Below are 14,678 nucleotides of genomic sequence, written 5' to 3'. Positions count from 1 at the left end.
TTCCGCCATGTACTTCCCTGCCCGATAAATGGCCCCGCCCTGGTCTACAAAAAAGCACCAAGAATGGACGAAAATCGTGTACCACGGGGGCATGGTCAAACCGCTGCAGCTGGAGCTCGATCGATCTGCGAAGACGCCATTGGCGGAACAAATCCGCAGAGGTATCGGAGCTGCCATCGAGAGCGGCGTGCTGGCTCCGGGAGCTCGTCTGCCCTCATGGCAGGATTTGGCGGCTCAGCTGGGCGTGGCGCGCGGCACCGTGCGATCGGCCTACGAAAAACTTTCCTCTGCGCAACTGATCGTCGCGTCGCGCGCGACCGGAACGCGTGTTGCGGATCGACCCGCCTTTACCCCTCGGCAGGAAGCCGCTCCCCACCCCGGCTCGTTCATGGAGATGTACCAGGAGCTCACTGCGGGACCGGCCGTTTTCCAAATGGGTGTGCCCGCTCACGAGACCTTTCCCGCCAAGCTCTTCTCGAGGATGCGCACGCGGGCGGTGCGCGCGGAAACCAGCGCACCGGCCATTTATCGGGATCCCCGCGGCGAGCTGGAATTGAGGCGCGACATTGCGGCATATCTCGCGCTGGCGCGGGGGATCGAATGTGCACCGTCGCAGATCATCATCACCGGCGGCTTCAGCAGCGGCCTCGGACTGGCACTGCGGGTTCTCGGCCTCGAGCAGAAGAAGGTCTGGATGGAGGACCCGGGCTTCCCCTTCACAAGACACGGCCTTGAGCTTGCAAGGTTGTCGATCAGGCCGATCCCGGTTGATGTAGACGGCATTGACGTCCGTTACGGCCTGAAACACGCTCCTGATGCTGCGTTGGTGGTCGTGACGCCAGGACAGCAGGCACCGCTTGGCTCCACCTTGTCGCTGGCAAGACGTTCATGTCTTCTCGACTGGGCAGCCCAGGAAGGGGTGTGGGTGATCGAGGACGACTATCTGAGCGAGCTTCAGCTGAGAGGGCGGGCCACACCGGCGCTCGCCTCTCTCGATCGTTTCGGGCGCGTGATTCACATCGGGTCGTTCAGCAAGACCCTGACTCCTGCCTTGCGGCTGGGCTTCGTCGTTGCACCCGCCTCTCTGGCATCCCGTTTTGCCGAGGTAGCGGCATGCCTCGCTCCGGCGCCCGGGCCCTCCGTACAGCTCGCAACCGCCGAATTCATCCGCGACGGCCACTATCTGCGGCATCTTCGACGCACGAAGCGGGCCTATGCCGCGCAAGGCGATGCGCTGCTGAAATATTTGAAGGCACGCGCCAAGGACGTTGCGAAGGACGTTGCGATCGCCGGATTGGCCGCGGTCCTGAGACTGCCGGACGGAACCTCCGACGTCGCGATCGCGAGGGAAGCAGCATCGTTTGGGTTGGCGCCCACGCCCCTGTCGCTATGGCATGCGTCCGCGGCCTCGGCGCGATCCGGCCTGTTGCTGGGCGTCGCCACATCTCCCCACAAGAGGATCGAGGCGTCCTGCGATCGGCTCCTTCAGATCATCGACCGTCATACGTGACGAGCTTCGACCCCATGTTTCCGCAATCTACACCGGCGTGTAGATCACGAGCTTCAGCGCCGGATCGTCATTGGCCTGAAAGCTCGTGTGCTCGAACCGGAGCACGCCCTTGGTCGGATGGTTCATGATCTTGAGGCCCGCGGCAGTGCTGCGGATCTCGTGCGCCTCCCACCATTTGACGAATTCCGGACTGCCCTGGCGCAGCCGCGTCAGCAATTCCGTAAAGGCGGGATCGCCGGCCCAGACGTCGTGAGTGGCGCGAAACATCGCGACCATGCTCTTGGCGATGTCAGCCCAGCCGGCACCGTAGAATTTTCGCGTCTGCTTGTTCGTCATGACCAGCAGCAGCGTGTTGCGGTCCTGCTCGGGCAATTGTCCGAACCCGAAGATCTCCTCGGCCGCCGCGTTCCAGGCCAGCACGTCCCAGCGCCGCCCCGTGACATAGGCCGGCTGCGCCAGGCTCTCGATCATCCGCCGAACGGGGGGCGGCACGATCTCGCGCGTGAACGCGCGCCTATCGCCGTCGCGCGCAAGTGCCTTGAGATGGGCGTGCTCGGTCTTGCTGAGGCGCAACGCTCGCGCCAGCGCATCCACGGTGGTGACCGAGGGGCTGACGGTGCGGCCCTGCTCGAGGCGGATGTACCAGTCGACGCCGATGCCGGCGAGCTGCGCCACCTCTTCGCGGCGCAGGCCCGCCGTGCGACGCCGCCGGCCCGCGGGAAGCCCGACCGTCTTCGGCGACAGCTTTTCGCGGCGGGACCTGAGGAAGTCGCCGAATTCGACGCGGCGTGGGTCGGCCATGGTGACGTGCCTCGATGGAGGGCTTGGGGAATACTAGGATAATACCAGGCCTTCCTGGGCCTGGAAAGGCGGCGCATATGGGCTTCAACCCACTTTGAGGTGAGATCATGAAAGCTGCCGTATTGAAATCATTTGGATCGCCGCTTGCGATTGAGGAAGCCGCGGACCCTGTGCTCGGCACGGGCGAGGTCATCGTGGACGTCATCGCAACGCGGGTGCTGTCCTACATGAACGAGGTCTTCAGCGGGGCACGCAACTATGCCCTCGACCTGCCGATCATCCCGGGGCCAGGCGGCATCGGCCGGGTGCGCGCCATCGGCCCGGACGCAACCAAGCTCAGCGTTGGCGACTGGGTGTTCTGCGACCCGACGGTGCGCTCGCGCGACGACGCCGCAGCGCCCGACATTGCCCTGCAAGGACTCACTGCCCCCGGTGCCGGCGCCATGCGCCTGCAACAGCATTTTCGCCATGGCTCGTTCGCCGAGCAGATGCGGGTGCCGACGGAGAACGTCAAACGGCTTGGCACGATCGCGTCGGAGGACGCCACGCGATGGTGCGCGCTGGGGACGCTGCTGGTGCCCTATGGCGGCTTTCTCGCCGCCAGCCTTCAGCCCGGCGAGACCGTGCTGGTGAGCGGGGCCACCGGCAATTTCGGCAGCGCAGCCGTCTCCGTCGCGCTCGCGATGGGCGCGGCCTGCGTGGTCGCGCCCGGCCGCAACGACAAGATCTTGGCCGACCTCGTCCGCCGTTTCGGCGATCGCGTGAAGCCGGTCAAACTCTCCGGCAACGAGGATCACGACCGCGAGAGCATGAAGCGTGCGGCGCCCGGGCCGATCGACTGCGTGCTCGACATCATGCCGCCCTCGGTGAGCACGAATGTGGTGCGCGCGGCGATCATGACGGTGCGCCCCAATGGCCGCGTCGTGCTGATGGGTGGCGTCGGCATGGCCGGCGGCGCTGGCCTCGAGCTGCCCTACCCCTGGATCATGCGCAACTGCATCAGCATCCACGGCGTCTGGATGTATCCGCCGGATGCGGCAAGCCGCCTGATCGCGCTGGTGCGCGCGGGACTGCTGAGGCTGGAGGAGTACGAGGCCACGGCCTTCGACCTCGACCACGCCAATGAGGCGGTAGCCCATGCCGCAGCCAATGGCGGGCCGTTCAAATTGACGGTGATCCGGCCTTGAACCTCCCGGGAGCACCATTTTTTTCGTCAGTGCGCCCAAGCACTTGGCTACTGTGCATGGGGTTGTTTTCGCGGTTTTTACTCGAGCTCGACCACCTGGCCGTTCGACAGCGACACGCGGCGGTCCATCCGGCCGGCGAGCTCCATGTTGTGGGTCGCGATCAGCATCGAGACCTTGGTCGCCTTGACGAGCTGCATCAGGGCCTGGAAGACGTGGTCAGCGGTGTGCGGATCGAGATTGCCGGTCGGCTCGTCCGCAAACAGCACCCGCGGAGCATTGGCCACCGCGCGCGCGATTGCAACGCGCTGCTGCTCGCCGCCCGACAGCTCGGACGGACGGTGCGTGATGCGCTCGCCGAGGCCGAGATAGCCAAGGATCTCCTTGGCGCGCTTGACGCTCTCGGATTTCTTGAGGCCGCGGATCATCTGCGGCAGCATGACGTTCTCCAGCGCCGAGAACTCCGGCAACAGCCGGTGGGACTGGTAGACAAAGCCGATGTCGGTGCGGCGAAGCTGGGTGCGCTCGATGTCGGGCAGTTGCGAGGTCGGCGCGCCATTGACGTAGACCTCGCCGGAATCAGGCGCTTCCAACAGACCCGCGATGTGCAGCAGCGTCGACTTGCCCGAGCCTGACGGCGCCACCAGCGCGACGGACTGGCCCGCCCACAGCGCGAGCTTGGCGCCGTCGAGGATCGTCAGCGGCACCTCGCCCTGCAAGTACTGTCGCTTTATCTCGTGGAGATAAATGACCGGTACATCTTCCGCCGCCTGCTGCTCCATCAGCCCCTCACTCGTACCGCAGCGCTTCGACGGGATCGAGGCGCGCGGCGCGCCAGGACGGATACAGCGTCGCCAGGAACGACAGCGTCAGCGCCATGATCACGACGGCCGAGGTCTCGCCGATGTCGATCTCGGCGGGCAGCTTCGACAGGAAATATAGCTCTGGCGAAAACAGTTCGGTGCTGGTCAGCCAGGACAGGAATTGCCTGATCGATTCGATGTTCAGGCAGATCACCAGCCCGACGATGAAGCCGACCATCGTACCGACCACGCCGATCGAGGCGCCCGTGATCAGGAAGATGCGCATGATCGAGCCTTGCGAGGCCCCCATGGTCCGCAGGATCGCGATGTCGCTGCCCTTGTCCTTCACCAGCATGATCAGGCCGGAAACGATGTTGAGCGCGGCGACCAGCACGATCATGGTGAGGATCAGGAACATCACGTTGCGTTCGACCTGGAGCGCGTTGAAGAAGGTCGAGTTGCGCTGCCGCCAGTCCACCAGAAACACCGGCCGGCCCGCCGCCTCCGTCACGGCCTGGCGGAACGCGACGATCTGATCCGGATTGGTGGTGAAGACCTCGATCGAGGTGACGTCGTTGCTGCGGTTGAAATAGGCCTGCGCCTCCGCGAGCGGCATGAACACGAAGCCGAGATCATACTCGGACATGCCGATCTCGAACACCGCGGCGATCTTGTACGGCTTGATGCGCGGTGTCGTGCCCATCGGCGTGACCGCGCCCTTAGGCGCCACCAGCGTGATGCTGTCGCCGGCGTGCAGCGACAGCTGGTCAGCGAGGCGCCGGCCGATCGCGACCCCCTGCCCGTCATCGAAGCCCTCGAGCGAGCCCTGCTTGATGTTCTTGGCGATCGAGGTGAGATTGTTGAGGTCGTCGGAGCGGATGCCGCGCACCAGGACGCCGGAGGCGTTCCACGGCGATGACGCCAGCGCCTGGCCATCCACCACGGGCGCTGCGAGCCGAATGCCCTGGACCTGACTGAGGCGGTCGGCGACGTCCTTCCAGTCGGTCAGCGGCGATTCCAGCGGCTGGACCAGGATGTGGCCGTTGAGCCCGAGGATCTTGTCGAGCAACTCCTTGCGGAAGCCGTTCATGACGGCCATGACGATGATCAGCGTCGCCACGCCCAGCATGATCCCGAGGAAGGAGAACCCGGCGATGACCGAGATGAATCCCTCCTTGCGGCGCGCCCGTAAGTAACGCGCCGACAGCATCCACTCGAATGGCGCAAAAGGCGCGGTTTGAACAGTTTCGGTCATGGTCTCATCCATCGCTCGATAGTCCCATGATTCGGGGTCAAATGTGGCCGGATTGGCGGCCGCGATCTCGGGCGATGAACAATATTCAGCCGACCAGCCTTATCAGCCCACAAGTCTTGCGACCGCGTCCGCAGGCGACATGATCTCGCGGGCGCCGTCACTTCGCCGCTTGAGCTCGACGTTGCCGTCGGCGAGCCCTTTCGGCCCGATCATGATCTGCCACGGAATGCCGATCAGGTCGGCGGCGGCGAATTTGGCTCCGGCGCGCTGGTCGGTGTCGTCGTAGAGCACGTCGACGCACTTGGCGGACAGCTCCGCATAGAGCTTCTCGCAGGCCGCATCGACCGCGGCATCGCCCTGCTTGAGGTTGAGAATCGACACGCGGAACGGGGCAACGGCCTCCGGCCATTTGATGCCGGCATCGTCATGGCAGGCCTCGATAATGGCGCCGAGCAGGCGCGAGACGCCGACGCCATAGGAGCCGCCGTGGATCGGCACGTCGACACCGTCGGGGCCTGCCACCAGCGCCTTCATCGCCTCGGAATACTTCGTGCCGAAATAGAAGATCTGCCCGACCTCGATACCGCGGGTGTTCACCCGCTTGTCCGCGGGCACTTCCTGCTCGAAGCGCGCGGCGTCGTGAACGTCTTCCGTCGCCGCATAGACCGACGTCCATTGCTTGATGATCGGCGTCAAATCGCTCTCATAGTCGACGTCCTCGCCCGGCACCGGCAGGTCCAGCACGTCGCGATTGATGAACACGCCGGATTCGCCGGTCTCGGCCAGCACAATGAACTCATGACTGAGATCGCCGCCGATCGGGCCGGTCTCGGCGCGCATCGGGATCGCCTTCAGCCCCATCCGCGCGAAGGTGCGCAAATACGCGACGAACATCTTGTTGTAGGCGACGCGCGCCGCGGCCTCGTTGAGGTCGAATGAATAGGCGTCCTTCATCAGGAACTCGCGGCCGCGCATCACGCCGAAGCGCGGACGCTGCTCGTCGCGGAATTTCCATTGAATATGATAGAGATTCAGCGGCAGGCTCTTGTAGGACTTCACATAGGCGCGGAAGATCTCGGTGATCATTTCCTCGTTGGTCGGGCCATACAGCAGCTCACGCTTGTGCCGGTCGGCGATGCGCAGCATCTCGGGGCCATAGGCATCGTAGCGGCCGCTCTCGCGCCAGAGGTCGGCAAGCTGCAGCGTCGGCATCAACAGTTCCAGCGCGCCAGAGCGGTCCTGCTCCTCGCGCACGATCTGCTCGATCTTCTTGAGCACGCGGAAGCCGAGCGGCAGCCAGGCATAGATGCCGGCGGCCTCCTGCCGGATCATGCCGGCACGCAGCATCAGCCGATGCGAGACGATCTCCGCCTCTTTCGGATTTTCCTTCAGAATGGGCAGAAAGAACCGCGACAACCGCATGGCAATACTCGAGGAATCAGTGATGACTTGCAGTGAAACCGGATTGGGAGCCAAAACACAAGACCGGGAATGAGGAAAACCCGCTAACACAGCGGAATTCCTGTCATTTTTCCGTCGACTTCAGATTCGACGTGATGTGCCGAAGAGCCCGATTCAGGGCGCCGCCACCTCAAGCTCGTCCTCCAGCGTGATCTTCTCGAAATCGCTCACCAGCGCGTCGATCCGCACATGCCAGCGGCCCGCAAAGGGCAGCTCGACCTTGCGCACGTGCCAGTAGCTGTCCGGCCCGAGCGAGGCGTTCCGCTCCATCGGCTCGATGCCGCGTTCAGGCAGGCTCAGCGTCAGCGTCACCTCCTTGGCCTCCAGCACCGCCCCCTCGCCAGTCATGAGCTGCAGGACGAAATCGTCGATACCCGCCTTACCCGGCGAGACCAGGATCTGAAACATCGCCCTCTCCGTATGGATGTGGATCGCCAGCGGGGTCTCCGGAACGATCGTCCGCGGCGGCGGCGTGAAGCGCCAGCCGGCGACCACGGCGAAGATGCCGAGCGCGATGGCGCATTCGATCACGATCGAGCGCTTCAGGGCCGGCGCAGCCTTGTGATCTCCCGCCAGCGCCGGGGTCAGGCGGAAGCGGTTGAGCGCGGCAAGCGCCAACAGCACGAGGACCAGCGCGAGCTTGATCGAGAGGATGAGCCCGTAGCGGGTCTCGACCAATGCAGACGGATTCTCAAGCTGGACGATGGCGAGCGCGAGGCCGGTCAATGCGAGAACACCAACGACCGGCGCGGCGAGGCGAGAAAAGCGGTTCACGATAGGCAATGCCACGGCGGGCCGCTTCGATAACAGGGCGACCAGCGGTGCGAGGGCTCCAATCCAGAAGGCAACACCAAGACCATGGAGAAAGATCGCCGGCCGGGTCAACAGTTCGGGCGGTGCCGTAGCGGCGTGCCCGGTCATTGCCAGCGACAAGCCGACGCCGACGAAGGCAATAATGGCCAGAGCGCGCGCGCACCACGCGCTGCCTAGCGCCAGCAATGCGAACAGCATTGCAGCGACGGCCACGAGCAAGGCGGGGCCCGCGCTGGTCCCGAATGCCACTTTCCAGGGAGCCATCGTCGCGAGAGCCGACAACGGTAGCCCGAGGAGATCCAGCCCCAACACACCAAGGGACGCCACCGCGCTCGGGACGCCGATGGCAAGCGCCACGCACGGAATGGTTATGCCGGTCATCGACCACGCAACCCAGCGTGCAAAGAAAACGCCGCCGACGCCGACGAACAGGCCAAGATAGAGACCGACCCGCGCCAGCCAGATCAGCACGTTCAATCCGCGATCGGCGTTTGCGGGAGGTTGCGTCCCCGTCGGCATGCCGATAGAGAAGATCACCGATCCCGTGACGGGATGGCCGTCCTGCGAGATCACGCGATAGCTGACGACCGCCGTGCCCTGCGGCATGTTCATCGGCATCGCGACCGAGATGGTCTCGCCCGATGCGTTGACGCGCACATCATCCCGCGCCCTGCCCGCGCCGTCGATCATCCGGATCGCGCCCGGCGTGACCGCCTCGTTGAAGTGCAGCTCCACGGCCTTCGGCGCGCTCGCGAGCATGCTGCCGCGCGCCGGCTCGACCGCGACGAGCGCCGCGTGCGCCGAGGCGCCGGTCGCTAAACCGACAAAGAGGAGCAGCGTCGCGAACGCGGCGAGCAGGCGCATCAGGGTTTCGGCAGGAGTTTCAGGCCAGGCGCCGGTGACTTGTCCTCGTGCGAATGCCCGGTCCCATCCGCGGGGATCTCGATCCAGCGGCTGACGCCCGTCTCGCATTCCTGGACGACGGGGAAATACAGCGTCGTATTCGGCTTCAGGCTCGTGGTGAGGAAGCTGCTGATGACGAACTCATCGTAATTGTGGTCCGGCAGCCTGCCGCCGGACCAGGCCACCTCCTTGACGCCGGAGGAAAGCTTGTTGCCGTGGTAGTCGTACTCATTGGCGTATTTGCCCTCGACGATATCGACGGTCCAGCCCGCCTTCGGCATCGGTTTCACCGCGATCACGCCTTCCGGGATCTGCACCCGGATTTTCACCGTGGGCGAGCCGGCGCAACCGTGCGGGACAGCGAAGACGGCCTTGTACGATCCCCCCACGGTTGCCTGCTTGCCTTCGAGGAAGACGTGCGCAGTCGCTGGCGTTGCCGCAAATACGCTCAGAACAATCAGCCAGGTTCGCTTCGACATATTGGATCTCCCGAAGGTCCAGATCATGCTCGTCACATCTTCATTCCAGAATGATCAGGCATTTTCTTCATCATGTGCCCACTGTCGCCGGGCGCCTGCGCGCCGACGCCCTGGACGTCGAGGGAAACGGCGACCTTGCCGGCCTTCTCGAACTGAAGCGTCACTGGCACCTTGTCGCCCTGCTTGAAGGGGCCCTTCAGCTCCTGGAGCATGAGGTGGTAGCCGCCGGGGGCGAACTTCACCGTCTTGCCGGGATCGATCACCAGGCCCTTGTCGAGCAGGCGCATCTTCATCACGCCGTTCTCCATCGCCATCTCGTGAACCTCGGCCTTCCCCGCGATATCCGCGGAAACGCTGACCAGCTTGTCGGCCACTGTGCCCTTGTTCTCGATGGTGAGATAGCCGCCGGCGACCTTGGCGCCGCCCGGCGTCGCCCGGCTCCACGGTTGCGAGATGACGAGATCGCCGGCCTTGATGTCCTCGGCCTGCGCGACGGCACAGGCGGTCAGCAACACTGAAATCGCAAGGAGAGTTCGTCCGATATTCTTCATGTTGATTGCCTCTTTCTCGATTGATCGGGCCAAGAATGGCCCTGCATTCTTGCGATCACTTTCCGCCGCCGTCAGCATCGGCATTCGGAATGCGGGCCTGCCGCGGAGCCGAGCATAGAGCGTCACCATCGATACCTCATTCCAGCGTATACTGCTCTTCCAGTACCCGGCTCAAACAATGCTGACGTCGCCGTCGCTCGATCGATGATGCTGGCGCTGGCTATGTAGGTCTTGTTGGTGAGATTGCGCCCCTCGATGTAGGCAGACATCGGGCCGCCATTGTCGAATCCGGCTTTCAATCCCAACAGGGCGTAAGGCTCTGTCGTCAGCGTGTTCATGCTGTCGACGAAGTAGGCCTGTGGCACCCATTCTACGTTGGGTCCAACATAGAAACCGGTAGGGTGCTTGTAGAGAAGCTCCGTGCGCAAATAGTGAGTTGGGGCTCCCGGCAATCGATTGTTTCCGAAGATCGGATCTTTGTCGAAGCGGAAGTCGTTGAAGGAATAGGCGACATTTAGCCAGATCTTGTCCGGCGCCGGGCCATTGACGAAGATGTCACGAAAGATGGCTGCGCCCGCGCCGGCCTCGACGCCCTGATGGATGGTGCGGTCGGCATTGGTCACATTGCAATTGCCGAAAGCACTATAGAGGCATTGCAATTCGTCGCGAATGTTGGCCCGGTAGGCCGTCAGTTCCCAGGCATAATCAGATCGCTTCATGCGAGTCCCGATTTCGTACGTGGTCGCAATCTGCGGGCGGATGCTGGTGAACGGGATCGTCGGAATGCCGAGACCGATCGCGCTTTCGCCGAAGCTCGGCACCTCGGCACTCCGCGAGACATTGGCGAAGGCCTGCCAAGCCGGATCGATTTGCCACAACAGACCGCTTTTCGGCGACCAGAGATTAAAGCGCGTCGCCCCCGATTGATCCCCGTCGCTGAGGAAACGATCCTGCCGATTACGGGTCGCGTACAGAAATTGCGTGCCGCCGATCAATGCAAGATTTGGAAGGACGTAGAAGCTGTCTTCGATATAGGCGGAGGTGTTCTCCGACCGATCGATCGAGGAAGAAAGCAGAGCGCCCTTCCTCCCGCCGATGTTGGCGAACTGCTGGTTGTCGATGCTGCCGTTCAGCACCTGGACGCCCGCGACCAACCTGTTGCGGAAGCCGCCAATGGTGCGGTCATCCGTGATCTTCGCGAATCCGCCGTAGTCCTTGTAACGGTAGTCCAGCCACTGGAAAATCGGATGCATCAAATGCCGATCGACGCCAAAGGCGCCGAATTCGACTTTGGTGTCATCGAAACGAACGGTGGTTTTGTTGGCGAGCCTGACAGTGTCGATATTGCGCTGCTGATCCATCGCAACATTCGCCGGTGCAGCAGCTTCCGGATCGGTCAAAGCGGACGTCTTGGTCACGGTACCCGGAATTCGCTGCCGCACCTCGTTGGCATTGAGGTAGAACCGTGTCTCGACATCCGCGGAGAACTGATAGCCCACATTACCGCTCAAACGGTTGCTCGAGCCGAAGCTGTGATCGCGAAATCCGTCTGCGGCCTCCGCGGAAGCGGTCACGAAACCATCCCACCGCCCGTTGACGCCTCCCGCGTTCGCCTGAAGTCGTTTGTAGCCGAATCCTCCGACATCGAAGGATACACCGTTCGGAAACGAGTCGCGGCCAGTCGGGGTCACAAAGTTGATCGCGCCCCCCAGCGAATTGGCGCCAAACTGAAGCGCATTGCCGCCCTTGAAGACTTCGACATATTTGTAGGCGCTCGGATCAATCTCCTGGAAATCGCCATAGCCATCCGCGGTGTTGATCGGAATGCCGTCCATATAGAGCTGCACGCCGCGCAGATGAAAATTGCGCGACAGGCCGGATCCGCGAATCGAAAGACGGGTGTCGTCGCCCCATTTGGGCTGGGCGTACACGCCGGGCACGTAATCCAGAACATCCTTGATCGTGTTGGACGGCGTCGAGTTCCTGTAGGCATCGGCCGAGACGAGCGCCACGCCGCCCGGAGTCTGGTCAATTTCCGCCAGCGCTTGTTGAGCAGTCAGAACCGTCAGGGCACCCGGAGCCCCTGCACTCTGGTCGCTCACGGTTTCCTGCGGTGATGGGGTCGTTCGCAGGCTTCGGGTGATGCGGGCCGATCGCGCAGAATTGCGTGGCGGTCGGACCGCCGGCGTACGCTTCTGGTGAGGCGCCTCAACCGTGATCGGCGGCAGCACTGCGCTGCTGTCTTGGGCAAAGGCTCCGCTCGACGACGCAAGCAGCGCGGCCTGAATGGCAACGACGCTCACGCCAAGGCGGGCATGACAACGTAACATGGGGCATTCCTGACGCCGGGCTTTCTCTCCGGCCATTCGACAGCATCAATCGCCTGCGGCGGACCGCGGCGATCACGAGAGTCGTCAGGAAAATTGAGGCGGGGCGCGCGCCTGGGCGTTTGTACCCTTATGGGCCGCGCCGGCGAATGCCTCCGCCGCGTGCCACACCACGCGCTGGGCGTGGCGCAAGGGAACGGAGAGTGCGGCGTGCGGCGGCGAATCGGGCGACGCGCCCACCTGCGCCAGGCAACAGAGGGCACACGTACCGGCATGTGCGACCGGCGTACCCGCCGGATCGTTCAGCCCGCCTTGCTCGCCTGCGCTGTGGCAGATGACGGCGGCGGACAGCGGATCGGCCACGGCCTGGCCGGCCGCCAGACAGGCGGCAATCGGCGCCAGCACCTGCATAACTAGGGCAAGCAGGACCAGAGGTAGGAATTTTTGCAGCCGTGCGCGCATCCGCCGAACCGTTTGTTCGTCTACTAACTAAACACCGGCGGATGGCCAAGTCGAGCCCGGTTCCGCCGCCTTCTTGGTCCCGCGCAAATTCCCCGGAAACTGTGGTCCGGCCGGCCCAAGGGAGGGGACCTCCGGGATTTGAGGCAGTCGAGACCTGGCCCATCCACAGATTTCTTATATTTGTCATACACTTATGCGGCCGGCCGTCCGATCATTTCGTCAATTGCTCGAATTTTGAACATTCGTTGCCGAAAATGATGACAAGTGAGAAAAGTTGATCTAGCATCCTTTTGCTCAGGCTGGCCGCGAGGTCGAAGTCTGGTGGTCCAAGTCTCGGGAGGAGCCCCTGACGCGCAAAATGCAGCGTCGCCCCGCCAATCAAGATCAAATCTTAGAATCGGGGATAATAGGGTCGACACAATTTTCGAGCGGGGCTAGGGCCCCGCTCTTTTTTTGTCTGCGGGGCTAAAGCACCGATGAATGCTTCTCCCAATCCGATCGAACAGAGCTTTGAACTTGCAGCCTCGCGCTGCACCGATCTCACGCCACACGTCTATCAACGGCTGTTCGAACAGCATCCCGAAACGCGGGCGATGTTCCGCACCCAAGGCAGCGAACTCGTGATGGGATCGATGCTGGCTCTCACGATCGAGGCCATTCTCGACTTCGCCGGTGATCGCCGCGGGCAATTCCGGCTGATCACATGCGAGGTCGTATCGCACGATGGCTACGGCACGCCGCGCGAGCTGTTCATCGCCTTCTTCACCGTCATCAGGGATACGCTGCGCGATCTTCTCCGCGATGAATGGTCGCCGGACATGGCGCAGGCATGGGACCGATTGCTCATCGAGATCGACGCGTTCGCCGGCGCCCCGGCCTGACGCTTTGCGCTGCACCAACACGGGCTCGCGGCGACCCCGCCGTTGATTGCGGATTGAGTGGTACCAACTCTTGTGAGACACTTTCGAACATCGGTCGCGCAATCAATGACGCGCCGAGATAGAATTGTATGGGAGCGAGCGATGTCCGGGACGAAAGATTTCTCGACGACGAGGCGCGATCTTCTTCAGGCGGCAGCAACCGCCGGCGCCGCGACTGCCATCCTCGGCAGCATAGGCATAAACCCCGCCCTTGCAGCCGAAGTCGGACGAAGCGAGAAGCCGCTGAAGGCGGCGTTCTCCAACGCGGGCCTCCAGGCGACCTGGTGCGCGCAGGGCAAGCAGGCCGCGGAATTCTGGGGCAAGCTGTTCAATGTCGAGGTCACCTGGTTCGACGGCCAGCTCGATGCCGTGAAGCAGCGCGCGGCGATCGACAACATGGCCTCGCAGAAATGGGACTTCGTCGCGATCCAGGCTTTTGGCATCGGCACGCTCACCCAGCCGGTGCAGAAGATGATCGACGCCGGCACGCCCGTGATCGACATGGACACGCTGATTGCGCCGCTCGACCAGATCAACGTCCACTCCTTCCTCGCCCCCGATAACGAGTTCATGGGCGCCTCGGTGACGCAGGCGCTGTGCAACGCCATGGGCGGCAAGGGCAAGATCATCATGACGCAAGGAGCCCTCGGCCACACCGGCGCGCAGGGCCGCGCCAAGGGCTTCAACAACGTCGTGAAGCAATTCCCTGGGATCGAGGTGCTCGACACCCAGCCGGCCGACTGGGATGTGTCGAAGACCGCGCGTCTCTGGGAAACCTACCTGACGAAGTATCCGCAGATCGACGCGGCGTTCTTCCACAATGACGACATGGCGCTCGCCGCCGCCAACATCATGAAGGCGCGGGGCCGCACCAACATCCTGATCGGCGGTGTGGATGCGATGCCGCCGGCGATCCAGGCGGTCAGCGAAGGCCGCATGTTCGCCACCGTGCGCAATCCGTCCTGCCGCATTCATGGCGGCGCCATCATTGCGGGCGTCTCCGCCGTGGCCGGCGGCGAAAAGAGCGGACAGGGCATCCCGAAGAACGTCGTCACCGACGGTCCGGTCGTGACCAAGGCCAACGCCGCCGGCATGCAGTGGATGCAGGATCATTTCCTGATCTGAGCCTCCATGCGAGAGGATCGTTCACCCATTCTGGAACTGCAGGGCCAGCATGCGGCAACGCCGCTCGATCGGGCCGATCCCGAT

At 63.4% G+C, this 14,678-nt stretch carries 13 protein-coding genes; 4 read left to right on the top strand and 9 right to left on the bottom strand.

Translation table 11 applies throughout. The annotated features are described in order from the left end of the window. Window positions 1-91 precede the first annotated feature (91 nt). Window positions 92-1,510 (top strand): MocR-like pyridoxine biosynthesis transcription factor PdxR, encoded by a 1,419-nt coding sequence (gene pdxR, locus AC0L3B_RS23700; RefSeq protein ID WP_085384787.1) that lies wholly within the window; start codon window positions 92-94, stop codon window positions 1,508-1,510. A gap of 27 nt (window positions 1,511-1,537) precedes the next feature. Here pdxR and AC0L3B_RS23695 read toward each other — a convergent pair whose 3' ends face one another. Next, window positions 1,538-2,311, bottom strand: coding sequence for a helix-turn-helix transcriptional regulator (locus tag AC0L3B_RS23695; protein WP_018455054.1), 774 nt, complete (start codon window positions 2,309-2,311; stop codon window positions 1,538-1,540). A 107-nt stretch (window positions 2,312-2,418) separates the two neighbouring features. On the opposite strand from AC0L3B_RS23695, the gene AC0L3B_RS23690 reads away from it, so the two are divergent. Beyond that, window positions 2,419-3,498, top strand: coding sequence for a zinc-binding dehydrogenase (locus tag AC0L3B_RS23690; protein ID WP_018455055.1), 1,080 nt, complete (start codon window positions 2,419-2,421; stop codon window positions 3,496-3,498). Window positions 3,499-3,575: 77 nt separating this feature from the next. Here AC0L3B_RS23690 and AC0L3B_RS23685 read toward each other — a convergent pair whose 3' ends face one another. The 8 genes from AC0L3B_RS23685 to AC0L3B_RS23650 form a co-directional block, all read right to left on the bottom strand. Then, window positions 3,576-4,277, bottom strand: coding sequence for an ABC transporter ATP-binding protein (locus AC0L3B_RS23685; protein WP_473381119.1), 702 nt, complete (start codon window positions 4,275-4,277; stop codon window positions 3,576-3,578). Between the two features lie 7 nt (window positions 4,278-4,284). Then, complete coding sequence (locus AC0L3B_RS23680) at window positions 4,285-5,565, bottom strand: lipoprotein-releasing ABC transporter permease subunit (RefSeq protein WP_007603606.1); 1,281 nt, start codon at window positions 5,563-5,565, stop codon at window positions 4,285-4,287. 90 nt (window positions 5,566-5,655) lie between these two features. Then, window positions 5,656-6,975 carry a proline--tRNA ligase gene (gene proS, locus AC0L3B_RS23675; RefSeq protein ID WP_085353302.1) on the bottom strand — a complete coding sequence of 440 codons (1,320 nt, stop codon included), beginning with the start codon at window positions 6,973-6,975 and terminating at the stop codon, window positions 5,656-5,658. Window positions 6,976-7,128: 153 nt separating this feature from the next. Next, on the bottom strand, window positions 7,129-8,691 hold the full coding sequence (locus tag AC0L3B_RS23670) for a copper resistance CopC/CopD family protein (RefSeq protein ID WP_473381118.1): 1,563 nt from the start codon (window positions 8,689-8,691) through the stop codon (window positions 7,129-7,131). Beyond that, window positions 8,691-9,209, bottom strand: coding sequence for a YcnI family copper-binding membrane protein (locus AC0L3B_RS23665; protein ID WP_473381117.1), 519 nt, complete (start codon window positions 9,207-9,209; stop codon window positions 8,691-8,693). Before AC0L3B_RS23665 ends, AC0L3B_RS23670 begins: the two co-directional genes overlap by 1 nt. Window positions 9,210-9,241: 32 nt before the next feature. Continuing rightward, window positions 9,242-9,760 (bottom strand): copper chaperone PCu(A)C, encoded by a 519-nt coding sequence (locus tag AC0L3B_RS23660; protein ID WP_026232867.1) that lies wholly within the window; start codon window positions 9,758-9,760, stop codon window positions 9,242-9,244. Between the two features lie 122 nt (window positions 9,761-9,882). Beyond that, window positions 9,883-12,090, bottom strand: a complete 2,208-nt coding sequence (locus AC0L3B_RS23655; protein ID WP_085394837.1) for a TonB-dependent receptor family protein — start codon at window positions 12,088-12,090, stop codon at window positions 9,883-9,885. Between the two features lie 84 nt (window positions 12,091-12,174). Further along, complete coding sequence (locus AC0L3B_RS23650; RefSeq protein WP_085394838.1) at window positions 12,175-12,549, bottom strand: DUF2946 family protein; 375 nt, start codon at window positions 12,547-12,549, stop codon at window positions 12,175-12,177. Between the two features lie 476 nt (window positions 12,550-13,025). Here AC0L3B_RS23650 and AC0L3B_RS23645 point away from each other — a divergent pair, with 476 nt between their 5' ends. Together AC0L3B_RS23645 and AC0L3B_RS23640 are read left to right on the top strand one after the other, a co-directional pair. After that, window positions 13,026-13,430, top strand: coding sequence for a globin (locus AC0L3B_RS23645; RefSeq protein ID WP_018455065.1), 405 nt, complete (start codon window positions 13,026-13,028; stop codon window positions 13,428-13,430). Window positions 13,431-13,571: 141 nt separating this feature from the next. Then, window positions 13,572-14,594, top strand: coding sequence for a sugar ABC transporter substrate-binding protein (locus tag AC0L3B_RS23640; RefSeq protein ID WP_018455066.1), 1,023 nt, complete (start codon window positions 13,572-13,574; stop codon window positions 14,592-14,594). Window positions 14,595-14,678 lie beyond the last annotated feature (84 nt).

The organism is Bradyrhizobium sp. Kon56 (assembly GCF_055807635.1).
Note: the sequence above shows the minus strand (reverse complement) of the source record. Positions and strands in the feature narration are given on the sequence as shown.

Bases quoted from the DNA above. Each gene is read 5' to 3' on its own strand.
- pdxR (WP_085384787.1), top strand. From the start codon at position 92: ATGGTCAAACCGCTGCAGCTGGAGCTCGATCGATCTGCGAAGACGCCA.
- AC0L3B_RS23695 (WP_018455054.1), bottom strand. From the start codon at position 2,311: ATGGCCGACCCACGCCGCGTCGAATTCGGCGACTTCCTCAGGTCCCGC.
- AC0L3B_RS23690 (WP_018455055.1), top strand. From the start codon at position 2,419: ATGAAAGCTGCCGTATTGAAATCATTTGGATCGCCGCTTGCGATTGAG.
- AC0L3B_RS23685 (WP_473381119.1), bottom strand. From the start codon at position 4,277: ATGGAGCAGCAGGCGGCGGAAGATGTACCGGTCATTTATCTCCACGAG.
- AC0L3B_RS23680 (WP_007603606.1), bottom strand. From the start codon at position 5,565: ATGGATGAGACCATGACCGAAACTGTTCAAACCGCGCCTTTTGCGCCA.
- proS (WP_085353302.1), bottom strand. From the start codon at position 6,975: ATGCGGTTGTCGCGGTTCTTTCTGCCCATTCTGAAGGAAAATCCGAAA.
- AC0L3B_RS23670 (WP_473381118.1), bottom strand. From the start codon at position 8,691: ATGCGCCTGCTCGCCGCGTTCGCGACGCTGCTCCTCTTTGTCGGTTTA.
- AC0L3B_RS23665 (WP_473381117.1), bottom strand. From the start codon at position 9,209: ATGTCGAAGCGAACCTGGCTGATTGTTCTGAGCGTATTTGCGGCAACG.
- AC0L3B_RS23660 (WP_026232867.1), bottom strand. From the start codon at position 9,760: ATGAAGAATATCGGACGAACTCTCCTTGCGATTTCAGTGTTGCTGACC.
- AC0L3B_RS23655 (WP_085394837.1), bottom strand. From the start codon at position 12,090: ATGTTACGTTGTCATGCCCGCCTTGGCGTGAGCGTCGTTGCCATTCAG.
- AC0L3B_RS23650 (WP_085394838.1), bottom strand. From the start codon at position 12,549: ATGCGCGCACGGCTGCAAAAATTCCTACCTCTGGTCCTGCTTGCCCTA.
- AC0L3B_RS23645 (WP_018455065.1), top strand. From the start codon at position 13,026: ATGAATGCTTCTCCCAATCCGATCGAACAGAGCTTTGAACTTGCAGCC.
- AC0L3B_RS23640 (WP_018455066.1), top strand. From the start codon at position 13,572: ATGTCCGGGACGAAAGATTTCTCGACGACGAGGCGCGATCTTCTTCAG.